Source organism: Spirochaetota bacterium (genome assembly GCA_040756435.1).
In the GTDB taxonomy this organism is placed as follows: domain Bacteria; phylum Spirochaetota; class UBA4802; order UBA4802; family UB4802; genus UBA4802.
Window position 1 is genome coordinate 1 of record JBFLZD010000020.1, and the last position, 19260, is coordinate 19260.

16 protein-coding genes and 1 riboswitch are annotated in these 19260 nt (G+C 38.8%); of the genes, 5 read left to right on the forward strand and 11 right to left on the reverse strand.

The window, feature by feature from the left end:
- On the reverse strand, window positions 1-285 hold a 285-nt coding region (locus AB1444_07280), incomplete at its 3' end, for a TolC family protein (GenBank protein MEW6526448.1).
- The gene (locus AB1444_07285) at window positions 263-1006 is read right to left on the reverse strand and encodes a TetR/AcrR family transcriptional regulator (GenBank protein ID MEW6526449.1); all 744 of its coding nucleotides are present in this window, start codon (window positions 1004-1006) and stop codon (window positions 263-265) included. The genes AB1444_07280 and AB1444_07285, both read right to left, overlap by 23 nt.
- A gap of 406 nt (window positions 1007-1412) precedes the next feature.
- On the opposite strand from AB1444_07285, the gene AB1444_07290 reads away from it, so the two are divergent.
- The gene (locus tag AB1444_07290) at window positions 1413-2570 is read left to right on the forward strand and encodes a 1-acyl-sn-glycerol-3-phosphate acyltransferase (protein ID MEW6526450.1); all 1158 of its coding nucleotides are present in this window, start codon (window positions 1413-1415) and stop codon (window positions 2568-2570) included.
- Between the two features lie 3 nt (window positions 2571-2573).
- Here the strand turns inward: AB1444_07290 and AB1444_07295 are convergent, their stop codons facing one another.
- From AB1444_07295 to AB1444_07305, 3 genes are all read right to left on the reverse strand, one after another.
- Complete coding sequence (locus AB1444_07295) at window positions 2574-3092, reverse strand: hypothetical protein (protein MEW6526451.1); 519 nt, start codon at window positions 3090-3092, stop codon at window positions 2574-2576.
- A 114-nt stretch (window positions 3093-3206) separates the two neighbouring features.
- Window positions 3207-4517 carry an ATP-dependent 6-phosphofructokinase gene (locus tag AB1444_07300; GenBank protein MEW6526452.1) on the reverse strand — a complete coding sequence of 437 codons (1311 nt, stop codon included), beginning with the start codon at window positions 4515-4517 and terminating at the stop codon, window positions 3207-3209.
- A 15-nt stretch (window positions 4518-4532) separates the two neighbouring features.
- Window positions 4533-5969, reverse strand: coding sequence for a diadenylate cyclase (locus AB1444_07305; GenBank protein MEW6526453.1), 1437 nt, complete (start codon window positions 5967-5969; stop codon window positions 4533-4535).
- Between the two features lie 217 nt (window positions 5970-6186).
- Here AB1444_07305 and AB1444_07310 point away from each other — a divergent pair, with 217 nt between their 5' ends.
- Window positions 6187-7515 (forward strand): family 1 glycosylhydrolase, encoded by a 1329-nt coding sequence (locus tag AB1444_07310; protein ID MEW6526454.1) that lies wholly within the window; start codon window positions 6187-6189, stop codon window positions 7513-7515.
- Between the two features lie 230 nt (window positions 7516-7745).
- Here AB1444_07310 and AB1444_07315 read toward each other — a convergent pair whose 3' ends face one another.
- Together AB1444_07315 and fdnG are read right to left on the reverse strand one after the other, a co-directional pair.
- A complete protein-coding gene (locus AB1444_07315; protein ID MEW6526455.1) occupies window positions 7746-8570 on the reverse strand; it encodes a 4Fe-4S dicluster domain-containing protein in 825 nt (274 codons plus the stop codon).
- Between the two features lie 16 nt (window positions 8571-8586).
- Window positions 8587-11586, reverse strand: coding sequence for a formate dehydrogenase-N subunit alpha (gene fdnG, locus AB1444_07320; protein MEW6526456.1), 3000 nt, complete (start codon window positions 11584-11586; stop codon window positions 8587-8589).
- A 161-nt stretch (window positions 11587-11747) separates the two neighbouring features.
- A riboswitch (molybdenum cofactor riboswitch) is annotated at window positions 11748-11872 on the reverse strand.
- Window positions 11873-12013: 141 nt separating this feature from the next.
- Between fdnG and AB1444_07325 the strand changes: the two genes are divergently transcribed.
- Both AB1444_07325 and AB1444_07330 read left to right on the forward strand, forming a co-directional pair.
- Complete coding sequence (locus AB1444_07325) at window positions 12014-12871, forward strand: formate dehydrogenase accessory protein FdhE (protein ID MEW6526457.1); 858 nt, start codon at window positions 12014-12016, stop codon at window positions 12869-12871.
- 1 nt (window position 12872) lies between these two features.
- Entirely contained in the window at window positions 12873-13454 is a 582-nt protein-coding gene (locus AB1444_07330; protein MEW6526458.1) for a molybdenum cofactor guanylyltransferase, read from the forward strand.
- Here AB1444_07330 and AB1444_07335 read toward each other — a convergent pair.
- Window positions 13448-14098 carry a hypothetical protein gene (locus AB1444_07335; protein MEW6526459.1) on the reverse strand — a complete coding sequence of 217 codons (651 nt, stop codon included), beginning with the start codon at window positions 14096-14098 and terminating at the stop codon, window positions 13448-13450. The two genes, AB1444_07330 and AB1444_07335, sit on opposite strands and share 7 nt — an antisense overlap.
- A gap of 175 nt (window positions 14099-14273) precedes the next feature.
- Between AB1444_07335 and AB1444_07340 the strand changes: the two genes are divergently transcribed.
- On the forward strand, window positions 14274-15818 hold the full coding sequence (locus AB1444_07340) for a glycosyltransferase (protein ID MEW6526460.1): 1545 nt from the start codon (window positions 14274-14276) through the stop codon (window positions 15816-15818).
- A 10-nt stretch (window positions 15819-15828) separates the two neighbouring features.
- Here AB1444_07340 and AB1444_07345 read toward each other — a convergent pair whose 3' ends face one another.
- Genes AB1444_07345 through AB1444_07355 form a run of 3 tightly spaced genes read right to left on the reverse strand, consistent with a single transcriptional unit; the run spans window position 15829 to window position 19135 of the window.
- Window positions 15829-16638 (reverse strand): SDR family NAD(P)-dependent oxidoreductase, encoded by an 810-nt coding sequence (locus AB1444_07345; GenBank protein ID MEW6526461.1) that lies wholly within the window; start codon window positions 16636-16638, stop codon window positions 15829-15831.
- Window positions 16639-16656: 18 nt separating this feature from the next.
- Complete coding sequence (locus AB1444_07350) at window positions 16657-17898, reverse strand: thiolase family protein (GenBank protein MEW6526462.1); 1242 nt, start codon at window positions 17896-17898, stop codon at window positions 16657-16659.
- Complete coding sequence (locus tag AB1444_07355; protein MEW6526463.1) at window positions 17891-19135, reverse strand: acyl-CoA dehydrogenase family protein; 1245 nt, start codon at window positions 19133-19135, stop codon at window positions 17891-17893. Before AB1444_07355 ends, AB1444_07350 begins: the two co-directional genes overlap by 8 nt.
- Window positions 19136-19260 lie beyond the last annotated feature (125 nt).

The window sequence follows — 19260 nt, forward strand, 5'->3', positions numbered from 1 at the left end:
CTGCGACTGAAAACCTGCTTCATACCATTGCCGTGTATAGGCAACATCAGTGGAAAGCTGTGGCCACAACATTCCCCAGCTTTCACGTACTTTATAGCGGTTTTCCTCCACTTTTAAAAGAGCAGCCTTATAGGTATTATTATTTTGTATGGCAGTAGTAATTGCCTGTTGCAGTGTAAGCGGTTGAGCGTTTACCTGCGATACACTGAAAATAATAACCACTGTCATGAATGAAAGAACACCACTTTTTTGAAACAAATATTTATAAATCTTTTGACAATGCATATCGTTCTCCCTGAGCACTTTTAAGCTTATCAATAATTGTATGTAATTTGTGTTGTAATTCATTACTTATGTGAGGCAAAGCAAATACCTTCCCCTTTGGGGTCAGAGCCTTAAAGGTGGCTGTTAGTGTATATTCAAACAATCTTCTTCCATCATCACCACCATAAAAACGGCCATACCATAGAGTATCTTTAAGATACTGCTTGTTATTTTCAAAGGAGATAATAAAATTTACCAGATTAAAAACTATCAAAAATGGGTCGCTGGTTTCAAAATATCCCTGTTCAATACCCTGTTGGATTATTAATGTAATTCTATCCAATCGTGGATAAAGATACTCTATTAAAAGCCTTTTAAATGTTTCACCGCCTTCAGCAATTTCCCAAGAAATTATGCGGTTTGTTTCAGGATCAATTGCATCATGATGCAGGTACACCAGAATATAGATGGCCACATACAATGCTTCAGGTGGAGTTAGCACATCTTCTTTAAAATATTCTTCAATTATACGTGATTCTTCATGATGAAATAAAAACTCCAGAACCTCCCTGTATAGCTTTTCTTTACTAGAAAAGTAATAGTGAATAAGTGCCTGATTAACCCCTGCTCGTTTTGCAATAGAACTCATCCGTGCACCACTGTAGCCGCGCTCAGCAAACTCCTTTTTTGCAGCATTCAGAATTACATCATGGGTTTCCTTGGAATATTTGAATGATTGCATGTTGTCCCTTAATCTAAAACTTTTATGAGCGATAGCTCATACTATTAACCATTTGATTTAATTAGAAAGTTTAACTATTTAGTTAAAATACTGCATCTTGCTGAAAGCGTCAATATTTTTATTACAAAATTTTAAAAATTTTTTTATTTAAGATTTATTTTCACTAATTATTCCTAAATGTGGAAATTTGAATAAAATATAAAGTAATGTACACCCCCGCCGCCTTTGGCGGCGGGTGTGTACATTATATTCATCATGAAATTTTTAAGGAATTATTGCTGATTTATTTTGGAAAACTAAACTTATCTACAGTGTCACAATCATCAAAATTCATTTTTTGTATAAATAGATTGACAGAGAACCATTCATATACTATTTTTTAATTATCAAAAGTGGAGGATAAACTATGCAGCACTCTAATGGCATTATTTACGAATTTTTTTTGTTTTGTTTTAAAGTTGCCTCCATTATGATGCGTCATAGACCTCATCTTAAAGGCAAAGAATATCTAAAACACATACCTGATTTAGTAATATTTACACCAACCCATGACAGCTATTTTGAAGTTCCCTCGCTTTCAAAAGTATATTACGCATTAAAGCCACGTCCTCACTTCGTTATTATGGCTAAAAAGGATTTTTTAAGCGGTAACTATCTGTCATCAAATTTTGGCAAAAAAAACAAATTAGCCTATTATCTATTTTATTTTCTGGACAAAACAGGGCTTCCAAAAGCTTTTTTTAAAAAAATGAAACTGATTGATATCCCGCGCCCATTTATAGAGGATTTCAATAACAAAGAAGCAATGAAGTCAGAAATATATGCTCAGATGGAAAAATTAAAAAGCTCAATTCACAGTGGGTTTTCCACACTCATTTTCCCTGAAGGCACCACATGGGGCTTTGGAGGTCTTAAAAATCTACGAAGTGGTATTTTTCAGTTAGTTGATAGCACCTTTCGTCATTTTCAAAAAAAGCTCTATATTCTTCCCATTAACGTCAAAGTTGACCGATGTATGGTAGGGAAAAAAGATATTTTTATTAATGTTGGCAAACCAGTTTTCATTCTTGATGAAAAGGAAAAATTTTTAGCCAAGGTTTCAGAGATATTAAAGGATCTGCATACCATTACCTTCAGCCAGATTGCGTCAGTATACATGCAGCGTTTGTCTATGGCTGTTGAGGAAATTGATAGGGTAATTGTTCTTAAAAAAGAAGAAATTGTATCACATCTTGATTCTATTATCGCCGATATTATGGCTCTGGTGAAAGAAGGCAGGCTTCCCAATATTGATGAATATCTCAATGACAAAAACTATCGCCATAAAAAATTAAAACGTTTTTTAAAATTTTGTATAAACAAAGGCTATATTGAGAAAAGAAATGGCTCTTTTATTATAAACACAAAAAAAGTGCTGGCATCATTCCCCATTAAATCATACCGCAAGGAAAATCCCATTGGTTTTTCAGCAAATGAATTATTATCAATTAATTACAACGTTCTCATTGCAGTATACGAAAAGTATTGTAATAGATTCAAATCTATTTCAGCACCTGCTTTGTAGCAACTAATGAATTGTTCGTAACCCCTTTTTAACGCCTTCTTTAATATTATGCTGAACCTCTGGTGTAAATAATAAACTTTTTATAAGTGCAGGGTCAAGGCTATAAAACAGGGCAATCGATGTAAGTAAAATCACCAGCGCTAACCATCGTGTGTAAATACCAGCCGTTCTTTTGAAAAGAAACACAGCTATGATTACCAGCACCACCGGTGCAATTAATCCTGCTGGCACAAGTTTAACACTCACAGGCATACTGATAAATTTTGTAATAAAGGGTATACTATCAATCATTACATTTTTATATATAACATATAATGCAACGATTGTCACCAGCAGTGCTAACCACGATGCTATTTTAGTAAAAACACCTTCTGTCCTGTATATCTCATAGATAATAGCGGGGATAATGCTCAATACTATTACTATTGGCATAGATAGCCATATACCAATAACACAACCTATAACAGCAATTACTGTAATACTCCCACAAACAATTGGTGCGTGCTGGTATTCTTTTGCCACGGCAAACCTCCTTATCTAAACGTTAAAATTCCAAAATCTTTTTAACTATTTGTATTATTTTTATATTGTTAACAACCAAAATCCTTTAGTAGCAACAAAAATTAATATATCCTCTTATTCATTAATCATCGCAGATGGTTGGCCTGTTGCATCAAGTACACTGCTGTAAAAGCGTGAACGAGGATCAATACGTTTGCGCTGTGAGATAGCAACCTCTATAGGTACATGCGTATAGATATTGCTCCACTGGCCAATGACTAAATCAGTTTTGCCTGCCATGCCTGCATGTACTGCATTTTGCCCCAGCAATGTGCAGTAGATTGAATCATTGGGAACAGCAGGTGCACTTCGTATCATGTAGCTTGGATCAATATATTTTAAATTAATCTCTATGCCCTTTTTATTAAAATATTCCTGTATTTTTTCTTTAAGATAGATACCTATATCAGCCAACTTTACATTACCCGATGCATCGTACTTCTTTTCTGAATCTTTTTGCAAAATCTCCTGCCCTGCACCTTCCGCTACACAGATAACCGCATGCCCTCTTTTTTTCAGGCGCTCTTCTAAATGTGCACATAGCCCATTTGGTCCCTCCAGTTCAAAGGGGACTTCAGGCACCAGAACAAAATTGACATCATTGCTTGCAAGTGCTGCATTTGCTGCAATAAATCCTGAATGGCGCCCCATTAATTTTACCAAACCAATCCCGTTGGGTGCACCTTCTGCTTCGGTATGCGCTGCATAAATTGCATCCACTGCAATGGAAAATGCAGTTTCAAAGCCAAATGAACGTTGTATAAAGCTTATATCATTATCGATGGTTTTTGGTATACCAACAACTGCTAACTTCAGGCCTCTTTTCTCTGCAATCATTGCAATGTCATGTGCACCTCTTAGTGTACCATCACCACCTATGGTATATAATATTTTGACGTTGAGCCTTTCAAGAGTATCAACTAACTTGTCCATATCCTTAGTACCACCCCGTGAAGAGCCCAATATACTTCCCCCCTGCATGTGAATTGATTTAACAAAATCAGGAGTTAACTCAACGGGTTTATAATTATAATCCGGATTAAGACCATTGTATCCATAAGGTATACCAATAATATTCTTTACCCCATACCCATAATATGACTCCATTACCAGGGAACGTATTACATCATTTATGCCAGGGCACAATCCCCCGCAACTGGCAATAGCAACTCTTGTTTTTTCAGGATCAAAGAAAATCTTTTCTCGTGGCCCTGCTGCCTCAAAGCTTTCAATATGTTCCCCGCCTTTAGGTGGGTTTTTCCCAATAAACGCATTAAGGCGGACTCGTATAGTATCGTCTACAAATGCTGCATCACGCTGGCTGTATTTTTTTAACAATGGTGAATCAATAGTACATGGCCCTAAATTTTTTATTGTTGTTGGCATACACAGCTCCCCAAACTATTTTTTATGAACATACATGATCACCGTTACATCCGGCCAGTTTGATGCATCAAGGGGATACACACCCTTTGGTGCTACTATCTTTGTAGTAAGTTTAAGACTCTGCTGAATACCATTAATATATATTGGCGTTGTAGTCAAATAAATATCTTCCGGGTTTTCAAGATCTGTTGTATACAATATTGGTATTTTTGAAGGGCTTACATCTATAGAAGTAATTTCATAACCCGGTGGCAATGAACCAACAAGCTGAGGTTTTATTTCAACATCACGCTGTTGCATTGTATGCAGTACAAGTTTTACCTGAGGCGGCTCTATATCAATAATATGGACATCATTACTGATATTAAAATTTTTCTGCTGCAAATTCACCAAATGCTCACCAGGTGATACATTGGTCAGGTCAATAAAAGCTTTCAGTTCATAGGCCTTAATACTTTCTATTTCGCTGGCCGAGCCTGATACTGATATACGCACCGTTTGTGGCTTTTCACCAATTATCACCATGTTAGGGGGTAAAGTATACTGCACCGGTATGGTATACGTACGCTGCACTACCTGACTGGCATTAATGGCAATAGCAAGCCAGATACAGCACCCAACAATCAGGCTTAAAAAAACCTCGGCTATACGAATGCTTCTGGCTCTTCGTTTTGATGATACTGGAAAAATAGAACTGATATGCTGCAGGTGGTTTTTAATTTCATTTTCTAATTTTTCCTCACTGTCAACCTGCATGTATGAACCAGAATGGAAAACTGATACAGTCCCTCGTTCTTCAGATACCGTGATAATCAGTGCATCACACGCTTCAGATAAGCCCAATGACGCATGGTGGCGTGTTCCAAACCGGTAATCTAACTTCTCAGATGATGATAGTGGCAGCCTGTAGCCAAAGCCCACAATTTTACCGTTTTCCAATACAAGGGCACCATCATGGCCTGGTGAATGAGGATCAAATATGCTTACGATAAGCGGCACGCTTACCTCGGCATTGATGATAAAGCCGCCATTAATTTTGTTTGTAACCTCATCTTTTCCCGGTATAACGATGATTGCACCCCAGCGCCGTTCAGCCAGTATAAACGCAGCCTTTGCTATCTCACTAATAAATCCCGATGATTCTTTAAGAAGTTTCTTAACCTTAAACGCTGATGCTGCTCTTTCAAATATCTTTCGAATTTCAGGTTGAAAGATTACGATTAACGCAATTAACGCAATATTACTTACATTATTGAAAACCCATTCAACCCCGGGAAGTCGTATAAATCGTGCCACAAGATAAAATAACACCGCAACGATGATACCCAACCCAATACGCCATGACCCGGAAGAACGCAGGGTTGTATAAAACAAAAATACGATAAATGACAAAATGGGAATATCTATTAAACTGCGCCAGTCAAATAATGTTATCAGTGTCTGAATACTCATAATGATTTTCTTTCTTGTTATAGAATGTATTGTATGTAAATGTAATTTTATGCAATTACTTTTTTTTACTCTATGATTCAAACATAAGAATTTTGTTACAGTAACTATCGCCTATACTTATTTTTTTATTGATTTTTCATACTGGTACTTTTTTACTAAAAGCCATAGATACGGTTATATCTTCATAATTTATAGTATAGGTAAAAGGAGACTGCGTATGCCAGCAAAATCAAACGACATACATTTCCCCAAAGGCTTTTTATGGGGAACAGCAACTGCCGCACATCAGATAGAAGGTGGCAACACCAATAATAACTGGTGGCTTTTTGAAAAAAGCGGGAAAATAAAAAATAATGATAGCGCTCTTGTTGCGTGCGATCACTGGAATCGTTATAAACAGGACTTTGACCTTTTAAAAAAATTAAACTGCAATGCCTATCGTATGTCCATTGAATGGTCGCGCATTTTTCCTAAAGCAGGAACGCTGGATAAAAAGGCACTGGACCACTATGTTACAATGATTGATGAGCTTATAAAACGAAAAGTTACTCCATTTGTAACGCTTTTTCATTTTACATTGCCCCTATGGTGGTGTAATGAGGGTGGGCTCCTTAACCGTGACAGGGAACATTTAGAACATTTTGCACAGTTCTGCCGCGTTGTGGCAACTACATTTAAAGGCAAAGTCAAATTCTACAATACTATCAATGAGCCAAGCATCGTAATGTTAGGCTACCTTACCGATATGTTTGCCCCTGGTGAAAAAAATATAGTTAAGGCCATTAAAGCGTTAGGTACCGTGATGCTTATGCATGCTATTGCCTACCATACAATAAAATCTGTTGACCCCACTGCTAAGGTTGGTATTGTCCATAATGTTCAGATTCCTATACCCTACAATACGAAATGTATCATGGATAATCTTTTAGCAAAATTTGTTGATTACCTTTTTAACGGTGCTGTTATACGGGCATTACAAATTGGTAAGCTTCCCTTCCAGCTTTTTTCACGGCATAATGAACTTCTTAATTCAAACGATTTTATTGGGCTTAATTTCTATAATTTTATCAGAGTATCACTAAAACTCAAAGACCTTGCAACATCAGCAACGGACAACCCGCTCTGTGGCACAGATAAACTGTGTGCTGGCCTTGGCTGGGAGCCCTATCCTGAAGGCTTTTACCTTGCAATTAAAAGAATGCATAATGCCTTCCCCAACCTTCCCTTGTACATTACCGAAAATGGCATTGGCACCGATGATGATAGCTGGCGACAGAATGTACTCATAGACCATTTAAAGATGATGCATAAAGCATTACAGGAAGGCATTGACATAAAAGGCTATTTCCACTGGTCACTTATTGACAATTTTGAATGGGCTCAAGGCTATATGTCACGCTTTGGTCTTGTTGCGGTTGATTTTAAAACACAAAAACGAACAATAAAACCCAGTGGTAAACTATACGCCCAGATAGCAAAGGCAAATGCCATTCCTTCTTCAATACTCAAAAAATTTCCTGAAGACATTTACAGGCCTACGTTTTAATATGTGCGATAGTTACTGATAAAAAAAAGGGGCGTCCCAAAAGACACCTCTTTGCAATGACTTTTGTTTTCCTGTCATTGCGAGGAACGAAGTGACGAAGCAATCTTGCTTTTAAGGGGCATTGAGATTGCTTCACTTCGTTCGCAATGACATTGCGCTCACGCCATTGCATGCCCTATAGTTTCTTTTGAGACGGCCCCTTTCTATTGCCTTATAAAAGTAGTGTTTGCTTATGCTTTCTTCTCAGCACCTGCCAGAGCTTTTGCAACAGTATATGCTTTTTTCTGCAAATATGGAATTCCCATAGTAAATACAGACAATGTGTGATAGATACTGTTGATTGATTCATAATGTGAAAGGTCAATCTTCTGCGCATCTTTGCCAACAGGCAATCCATATTTTAAAGGCTTATCCCTAAGAACAGATATCACACCAAGGCCACCAAACTCTTCAAGCCCATAAACGCTTGCATTAGGGAAATCTTTTTTAAGCTCTTTTACCCGTGCTAAAGCTTTTTTGATTATTGCCTGTTTGTGACCAAACTGTAATGCTCCTGATGGGCATGTTGCAACACATGCAGGTATATCACGTTTGTTCATAGTGCAGGCATTGCACTTATGCGATTTTCCCCTATGTATAATGTGCTGTCCCATATCATTCTTATGGTTTATTTCACTTAAGCCAGGTACTTTATACACGCAGGCACTCACACAGGCACCGCATCCAATACATTTTTCCTGGTCAATAACTGTCCAACCATCAACTTTAGAAATAGCCATTTGTGGGCATACTGCAATACAGTTAGCTTCCGAACAGTGATAGCATTTAGTATGCTTGATGTTCCACACTGGCCGTTCAGGTTTACTTTTATCCAGTGGATAAAATACTACATGGTTCCATGTTAAAGCTGATAGGCTTGCAGGATTGGTATACTCGGGTCCCCCAAAGAAGGTGGTTTTTTCACCGGGCAATCCGTTCCACTGCTTACAGGCAACCTGACAGCCCCTGCAACCCTGACATTTTGATATATCAACTAAAAACGCTTTTTCTGACATAGTTCCACCTCCTCACTTAAGCCTTTCGTATATCAACCAGAAATACTTTGAATTCTGGTATGAATGTATTGGGGTCACCACACTGTGGCGTCAGGAAATTACAGGTAGAACCTGAAGCGTGCCCACCATAGCCAAAATGCCATACCATACCAACCATCTCCACCATCTGGCCGTTTACCTGTAGTGGTTGTACTCTATCGGTAACCAGCGCAAAGGTTTCAATTGAACCACGCTGTGATGAGATGATAACTTTATCGCCATTCTTAATTCCCTTCTTTGCAGCCAAACTTGGGCTTATTTCACAGAACATATCCGGAACTAGCTCATCAAGCCATGGAAGGTTACGTGTCATTGCTCCAGCCTGCCAATGTTCGGTTACACGATATGAAGTGCCAATATACGGGAACCGTGCACTTGTACCAAACTCACCCTGAGTGCCAGGATACAGTGATACAGCCGGGTTATACTGATGTGAATTGAATATATTCCGTGTTACTGCCTCCACAGCCTCATAATGTTCTGGGAATGGACCATCATTGAGGGTTGGGGCAAAGAGCCGTCCAACACCTTCCGGAATCATGATAAATGGCAATTTTTTACCTGCCGGTGCTGGGCCATCTGGCACATCACCTTTCCATTCATCACCATCCCACCATATTACCGGCTTTTGGGGATTCCATGGTTCTCCTTTCATGTTGACGCTGGCACGGTTATAGATGATCCTTCTATTCATTGGCCATGCCCATGCCCATCCATGGTACATGCCCATCTTTGTTTTATCCTTCTTGCTGCGTCTAGCCATATTATTGCCATCTTCATTATAACTGCCACTATAGATCCAGCACCCACATGCAGTTTTACCATCATCAGTAAGCTTGGTAAAGTTTTCTACCTGATCGCCATGTTCCCCATTCTTTTCCCATTCAAAACCATTGATCTCCTTTGCAACCATGTGAGGATCAGGTTCATGATGACCTTCAGGGGTAAAATTCCAGTATGCTTTCAGTATTGGATCAGGGTTGGCTACTTTCTTGCCTGCTTTAACATCTTCCTCATATAATTTTTTTACAGTCCTGAATAGCCTGTCAACAAATTCAAGGTCGGTGATAGCTTCACCTGGTGGATTCTGAGCTTTATAACGCCATTGTGCCCATCTTCCTGAATTGGATACACTTCCTTCTTTTTCAACGGAAGATGCCATTGGCAATAAAAATACCTCCGTCTTAATGGCTTTAGGATTTGCACCCGGGCGCTTCCAGAAAATAGAAGTTTCTGTTTCCCACAGGTCAGCACATACCAGCCAGTTAAGCTTCTCAAGCGACTTAGCTTCTTTCATCGAATTTGGCCCGCCAACAACAGGGTTGGTACCCATTAAAATGACACCTTCTATTTTACTCCCAGCATACAGTTCTTCATAAATGTGAACGTGTGAGTGTGGCTTTGATGCTTTTGGCAGCCAGTCAAACCCATAATCATTTTCCTTAGTGGCATTATCGCCAAACCATGCTTTAAGTAAGTTAATCATATATTTTGGTTTATTCTGCCACCAGTTAACACTCATTGGATCCTTGGTGGTTGGAGTGTTGTTAGCTATCCATGCTTTAAGGTCAGTGTCCTTCTTGGGACCAAATACCTTGGGAGCGTCCAGATACCCCGGTAATATATGCCACAGCAGTGCATGGTCAGTGGAGCCCTGAACATTGGATTCACCACGCAGTGCGTTAATGCCACCACCTGCCAAACCCATATTGCCCATAAGCATCTGCAAAATAGCATAAGCACGGATGTTCTGTACACCAATGGTATGCTGCGTTGCACCCATTGCATATAGTATTGTAGCAACACGATCAGGCTTATGTGTGCTGGTATACAGTTCAGCAACTTTTAAAAATACATCAACAGGACATCCTGTAGCTGCCGAAACCTTTTTAGGTGTATAGCGCGACATAAATTTTTTCATAAGTTGATAGACACACTGAGGATTTTGCAATGATTCATCCTTGAGCGGTATACCATCAGCATCCAGCTGATATTTCCATGTCTTTTTGTCATATTTACGTTCAGCAGCATTATATCCACTAAAGATACCATCATTGAAAGCAAAACCCGGATCTATCAGATATGCAGCATTGGTATATTTTACTACATATTCTTTCTGAATCAGGTCATTCTGCAAAGCATAGTTTATTATACCATTGATAAATACTATATCGGTACCGGGACGTATTGGCGCATAAAGGTCAGCCAGCGATGAGGTACGGGTAAACCGCGGATCAACACTGATGAGCTTGCCACCTTTATCACGTGCCTTCTGAACCCACTTAAATGATATTGGATGGTTTTCAGCAGCATTGCTTCCAATGATCATGATAACATCTGCATGCTGAATATCAATCCAGTGATTTGTCATTGCGCCACGACCAAATGAAGCCGCCAAACTGGCGACAGTTGAGCTGTGTCAAAGCCGTGCCTGATGTTCTAACCGTGTAATGCCCAAAAGACGTGAACACTTTGACCATGCATAGCATTCCTCATTATCCAGTGCTGCACCACCAAATCCTGCCAGGCCATCACAACGGTTTACTGTAATGCCATTTTCCCTTTCTACAAATGTTCGGTCACGGGTTTCTTTTACACGCTGAGCTATCATTTTGATAGCATCATCCCAGCTTAACGTCTCCCATTCTTCACCAAAAGGTTTGCGATAGTAAACCTTATCAAGACGCCGTTTTACCGGATTTACTGCTATCTGGTATAATGACATCCCCTTTGAACAAAGAGCTCCTTCGTTAATTGGATGATCTGGATCGCCTTCGGCATTTATTACTTTGCCATCCCGCGATGATACAATAATACCACAACCAACACCACAGAACGGGCATATGGTGGTAGATTCTTTTGCACCTCTTAACTTGTCAGTGGATTTACATCCTGTTAAGAAGGTTACTCCACCTAAAAAAGAACCCGCTGCAGTGACTCCTGTTAACTTAAATAAATCTCTTCTGGTAACCGGCATGAGCACCTCCTATAAAAAGTAAACATTAGTTCTTAAGAAAATATGCAATACTGTAAAGTTTTGCCTCTTTAATAATAAACGGTATTGTATTAAATTTTGGCGTGATAGAAGCCTCCCATATAATACAAAAAAAAGTATAAAGAAATCCCTTGCCCTTTGCAGAAAGGGAATCTATTTCTTCTTTCCAAAAATGGGAGGCAAAAAGATTTCTCTTTTTACCCTTTCGACCCTGCATTCATAGCGTTACATAAGCCTTAGAAAACAGGGTTCGAAGAAACCTCTAACATTAAAAATTATTGTATATAATTGTCAAACATAATTGGTTATGTTCCTATAAAACTTTATAAGAAATAACTGTAAAGTATTGACAAATATGTCACAATGAGGACTATAGCTTCAATTGAAGAAAACAGCAGGAATTATAAGTATGCCATGGATCAATCATACACAACATCTTGAACTGCACAAAGAAACGCTGGTGAATAATTCTTCATTTTCAGAAGACCTTTTTACCCTGTATCATTTACTTTTTTCATTGCAGTTTCAAAGCCTTCAGCACCTTGCATCAATCATTACGGCTTCAAAGCTTATTGTTGATACCACGCAATACCCAATGATCCAGCCACACACTTTACGGTTCACTGATGAAATCATTACTATCATAAAGAAAATATTTTATACTATAGCTTCTCTTATTACTCAGTTTCAAACCGCTTACTCATTTGACACATTACTTGCAAACCTTGACAGCAATCCTGAGCTCTATAAAGACATAATCATAGCGCTATTATCAAAAGACAGCACATTTGAGGCGATAGCTCGTAATAATAAACTGGATACCGATGAACTGATATTCATGACAATTAATGCATACAAGCCATTATTTATTGCTCTTAAAGAGGCAGTATTGCAGGATATAACCCAATTCCCTGATTACACTAAAAGCTTGTGCCCCTTTTGCGGATTTTTACCTGATATGGCTAAAATTGTTGAGTCAAAGACCAACAAACGATTTCTCCACTGTGCTCTGTGCGAATGCGAATGGGAATACAAACGCGTTAAATGCGTTGCCTGTGGAAACGAAAACATCAATACACTCGGGTATTACAGTTATGAACCTGATGAAAAATACCGCTTTGATTACTGCAACAAATGCAACACATACATAAAAACAATCCGCATAACAAAACAGCATGACGAATCACAGTTTGACCTGACTGTAGAAAATCTCTTTACTAATTTTCTGGATGCTTCAGCATTACAGATGGGATACACACGCCAGTAATATGGAAGCAATAGAGGCATTTATCCTTGCAGGTGGCAAAAGCAGCCGTTTTGGTAGTGACAAAACCTTACATCTGTTCAATGGTAGGCCACTTATTGAACATGTGTTACACTCACTCAAACCACTGTTTCACACAATTTCAATTATTGCCAATGATTCTAATAAATATAACTATCTCACAATACCTGTATATCCTGATATAATACCTGGTCTTGGCCCACTTGGCGGTATTTATACTGCACTCAAGCGTTCAGCAACAGATTACATTTTTGTATGCGCTGCCGACATGCCATTTTTAAATCAGGAATTTATTGCTTTTATGCTGCAAATTCCGCACATGTATGATTGCATAATTCCTTCCTGGGCAGGTAACACTGAGCCACTGCATGCAATTTATTCAAAACAATGCATCCCTTATATTGAAAAACTTATAGAGGGAAAAAATTACAAAATCAGTTTCCTTTTTGAAAAAGTAAAGATGCGCTATATCATGGACGATGAGCTTATCTTTTATGCCGATGACCCTTCAGAGCTTTTTTATAACATCAATAAACAAAGCGATATCCCACCTTCGTTTCAATAATTCCAGCCCAATATTCCCAATGCTACTATATTCATGATGATAGGTACCGCATAGATGCACGATACAGCAATAATCTTTTTTTGAATTGTCGATAGCCCTATCACAATAATAGCAAAGAAAAAGAAATGAAAATATCCAAATAAGAAGATAAGCCACACTCCTTTGAGTGAAAGATTCCAGTATTCATATTCCCACACTAAATGGCCACCAATATTAAGCAGGCACTCAACAAATACGCAAAATGCTGAATACACGATAGCCCAAAACCATTTTTCAGGAATGCCCAGGATTTTAATGTTTTTACCACTGAGTGTGTGATAAAAGATGATCCCTAACAATGCAAACATAAACATTATCTCAATATTCCATCCAACCATGGTGCGTAGTGCTGTATCGCCCGGTGTAGTCCATACTGCAGAGCGCTGTGTTAGATACATCACCCATCCATTCCATGTTTCATTAAAAAAATCCACACCAAAAATAGTAGCACCCGCAAGTACTGCATTCCAGTCACCAGTTTTACGTGCTTCCTTGATTTCCTTTGTATAAATATAAAATACAATAGCCAGTAGCGGTATACTATACCATTTGACCATGGATAAATCACGCAAACCCTGAAACGCCTGAACAGTTGCCTGTGTCATACAAACCTCCAGTAATTAATATTGACATACAAATGACTTGACATAGTATGTCATTTATTAATTTTTGCAAATATTTTTTTATGTGGTATAGTTCTCTATCAATATAATAAATTTGCTCAAATACTACATGATACCGTACTAAATAATATTTTAATATTTAAGGAAGATATACCCTATGAAGCTGTTTATTCTTATTTTTTATGGATTAATACTTTTACTTCTATCAATTTTTGGTGCACATAGATATTATACATTGTATCTTTTTCTAAAATACGCCAAAAAGAAAATTCAACCTAAATCTATGTTTAAAACTCTTCCTAAAGTAACTGTTCAGCTTCCTATTTTCAATGAACAGTACGTTGTTGAGCGCCTTATCAACACTATAACACAATTAGATTACCCCAAAAAGAAGCTGGAAATTCAGGTACTTGATGACTCAACCGACGAGACCTCGATTATTGCCGAACAAATATGCAAACTCAAACGCAAGGAAGGATTTAACATCAAATATATTCACAGAACCAACAGAACAGGATTCAAAGCAGGTGCACTGGAAAACGGGCTTAAACTTACCGATAGCGAATTTTTAGCAGTCTTTGATGCAGATTTTTTGCCCAATCCTGACTTTTTGCAAAAAACTATCCATTACTTCACCAACCCTGAGATTGGAATGGTTCAGACACGCTGGGATCATATTAATCGTCATTATTCTTTGCTGACTGAATGTCAAAGCATTTTGTTAGATGGTCATTTTATGATAGAGCATACCGCTCGCAACCGTTCAGGCCGCTTCTTTAATTTCAATGGCACTGCTGGCATATGGCGAAGGCAGGCAATTATTGATGGTGGCGGCTGGCAACATGATACCATAACCGAAGATCTTGATTTAAGCTACAGATCACAGATGAAAGGATGGAAGTTTTTATATCTTCCTGATGTTACCGTGCCTGCAGAACTCCCCATTGAGATTTCAGCATTTAAGGCTCAGCAATTTAGATGGGCAAAGGGATCCATTCAGGTATTTAGAAAATTATATAAAACTATCCTGCATTCACACTTGCCCCTTAAAGTTAAGCTTGAATCATTCATGCACCTGGGGGCTAACTTTGCATATCTTCTCATGGTTTTTCTGACACTTCTTATGCCTGTAGCGTTATGGGTTCGTTATTACGGGGGATTTAAAAAATTTGCCTATCTTGACCTACCAATATTTCTTCTTGCTACACTTTCAGTCATGATTTTCTACTATTTTACCGAGCTTATTGTTCTTTATCAAAACAAAAACCTTTATGATTCAAAGATTAAACCTCTACTCTACCTGCCCATGGTCCTTTCGCTGGGCATTGGTTTATCCATTAATAACAGTAAAGCTGTCATAGAAGCATTGCTTGATAAAAAAAGTGATTTTAACAGAACTCCAAAATACAATGTGGTGGCACTCAATCGTATTAATGCAATAGACCATGTGAAAACACTATTAAAAAACAAATATAGCCTGCATACCATTAATGTTGTATCCATCATTGAGTTTGTGTTGGGGCTTTATATGACATTAGCTGTGTATTTTGCATTTGATAAAAATCTGTATATATCCATTCCGCTGATTATGCTGTTTCAGGTTGGATACTTGTATACATCACTGTTTACCATCATAAACAGCATAACACATCAGGTACTCATGTACTTCAGTATTTTTCGCAGAGGCCTGGCAAATGAATAAAAGGCAGGATTTATCTTTCCTGCTGTAAAACAATATTTGCTATTATATTAGACAGTTTTCGTGGAAGCAATCGTGGCAAGAAAAGATGAATCAATGTATTCAAGGGCCCGGGCACATACAATCTTTTTCCTTTCTTTACTGCCTTGATTGCTTTGCGTGCAATATCTTCAGGCTTTGCCAGCCCTGAAATATGGTACCACCAGATTTTATCTGGAAAATTATTTTTTTTAAGCAACGGCGTATCCGTATAGGATGGATTTATTGTATGCACGCTAACACCGGTACCCCTACACTCCTGATCAACAGCTTCGCTTAAACTCTGCACAAACGCTTTAACCGCTCCATAGACAGCATGGTGCGGAGTTGGCTGGAATGCTGACACAGACGATATATTAATGATAACTCCTTCCTTTTGTTGTATCATATCTTCAATAAATAATCGCATGAGGGAAAAATATGCCATAAGGTTAATAGAAATTAATGTTTGCTGTTGTTTGTGCGATAGTTCATGGAAATAACCATAGGCTATTATACCAGCATTATTGACAAGGCAATAAACCTGTTTTTGCAGCTTTTTACATTGATCATAAAATTTTTTTGTTCCATCCGGCTTTGCAAAATCTTGATAGATAGTAACTGCTTGAATAGCATATTGCTTTTGAAGATGATCTTTAATGCCTTCAAGTATGTATTTTTCACTGGGTAGAGAGCCTAATATAAGATGAGCCCCTTCCCTGGCAAAGCACTCTGCCAGCGCCTTTCCTATGCCGGAAGAGGCTCCTGTGATGACCACCCACCTGTTGTTAAAATTAATAGCCATTGATTACTTTGTAAGTAACTATCGCACCTTTTCTAAGATGTGAATACACATTGCTGCTTCTTCAACGCCAATATTGCCCCCACCATTTTCTGCAAGTCCCAACCGTGCATTTTCAACCTGGCGTGCTCCGGCCTCCCCCCGCAATTGTTGTACAAGTTCATGAATCTGGGCAAGGCCAGATGCACCTATGGGATGCCCTCTGCACTCCAGCCCCCCACTGGTATTAATGGGCTTTTTGCCACCTAATGTTGTTGCTCCACTTTCAGCAAAAGGACCGCCTTCGCCAACTGGGCAAAAACCCATTGATTCTGTTTGATGTAACTCACCCCAGCTTGTAGCATCATGTAGTTCTGCTAAGCTTATATCACCAGGACCAACGCCAGCCTGCTCATACGCTAACCTTGATAATCGCTCACCAATATCCGGCGCATCAAGGTCCCTATCCTCGCCCTGTCCCATAACCGATGCTATAATTTTTACGGGGCGAGTTCCAGACAATTTTCTTAAAAACTTTTCAGAGCATATAATTGTGGCAGCCGCACCATCGCCAACCGGTGCACACATCGCACGAGTCAGTGGCCATGCAACCAGCTTATCTGCCAATACTTCTTCTACTGTCATTTTGTGTTGATACTGTGACAAAGGGTTGAGTGATCCATGTAAATGATTCTTAGAGCAGATAACCGCTAACTGATACTGTGTGGATCCAAACCTGTCCATATGCCATCGCGCTCCGACAGCATATGCATCCATAAATACACTACGGCCTTCACCTGGCTTGCTTTCATCATGCGGTATGGTTATTTTGAATGACTTACTCACTTCAACTATCATGTTTATATGCTTCTCAAAATTTTCAACATCCATACACGATGCATAAGCACCCAGCGACAGTGCCTTATTAGGATTGGTAATTTTTTCTGAGCCAACAGCTATTGCCACATCATACATTCCTGCTTTTATGCCAGTATATGCTAAATGCAATGCTGAAGAACCACCTGCACAGGCATTTTCTACATTAACAACAGGAATTTTATCAATTCCCATTCCCCTGAAAATAACCTGCCCCCGTATGGAATGCTGTCCTGAGAACATGCCCCAGAAAGTATTTGAAAAAAATCCTGCCTGGATATCTTTTTTATCTATTCCAGCATCTTCCAGCGCAAGCTTTATAGCCTTTTCTGCCATTGACCTGACTGTTTCATCAGGATATTTGTTAAACCGTATCATACCGGATCCAATTATGTAGACATTACTCATCTCCCAATTTCTCCTTAACAATAATATTTCCTGCTGTCATTGATAACGTGTCATTTGAGCCATCCTCAATCATCCCTGCACGGGCATCTCTAAACAGTTTTTCAATGGTAAATTCTTTCGATAGCCCATAACCGCCAAATAGCTGTATGGCATCACTGGTTACCTGAAATGCTGCTTCAGTGCAATATACTTTAGAGGCAATAGAATATTTAACATCGGGTGGTGTAGTATTCATATTGTATATCATGGCAGCGCGGGAAAATGCTCTAGCTGTTTCAACTTTTACAAACATATCGAATAATTTTTTCTGCACCCACTGATGGTCACACAATCGCTTCCCACCCTGTATGCGTTCAGTACAATATTGCAATGTCATATCATATGCTGCTTGAGCAAGTCCAGTAAAATAGGCACCCATGGTTGCATTAGCGTGCCCCAATGTTAATTCCGTCATTGCCTCATAACTTTCCGGATCTACTATCATATACTCTTCAGGGCAGATAACATTATCAAAAAATATCTCGCCCTGGGGGAGTTCTCTCTGCCCCATTTTATCCAGAGGCTTACCTCGGGTAACACCATCCTGATTTAAATCAATAAGGCAAATACCCCCTCCAGACAAACCTTTTGAAGGGTCAAGGTTCAGAAATAATGCACAGTTTGAAGCAACAGGGCCATTTGAAATCCATGCTGATTTTTGCCCGGAAATGATCCATTCACCATTTTTTTTATGTGCCTTGACCTGTTGTGTCAATGAAGCATCTTTGAAAAAGCTGGTTCGTGGAGCTAAATTATCACTTCCATGATCAGGCTCAGTAATTCCCCAGCAACTCATGACGCTTGCATCCTTGCAATTTACAAACGGAATAACAAACTTTTCTATAAGCTTGTCCTCAGCCAACATAGTAGCATAAAATGCAGCAAAGCAGCTACAGCCTAATGATACTGCAAATCCCACACTACCATATGCCAGCTCCTCCCAGAAGATATGAACAGCCAATGGGTCAAGCCCTAATCCACCATATTCATCAGAAATCAAAACAGTATGGTAGCCATTCTTGTACATCTTTGCCATGCAATCCCAATAAATTGAGCCTTTTTTAACAACATCATCAGCCGGAAGTTTATCTAATTCCAGAGAAGCAGGCCGCAATACTTCCATAGAAAACCTATGTACCTGCTCTTTAAGATGTTGATGCTCATCCGTTAGTTCTATATTGAGTTCTGTATACAGCATATGAACCTCCGTAAGTACATGTTATTTCTATAGATTTTGGGCACTTTTCAAAAACTGCTTTCTTCCAAAATTATTCATATAATAGAAAGCGGTTTTATTCTATAATAGTGTGCCCACAAGGGAAC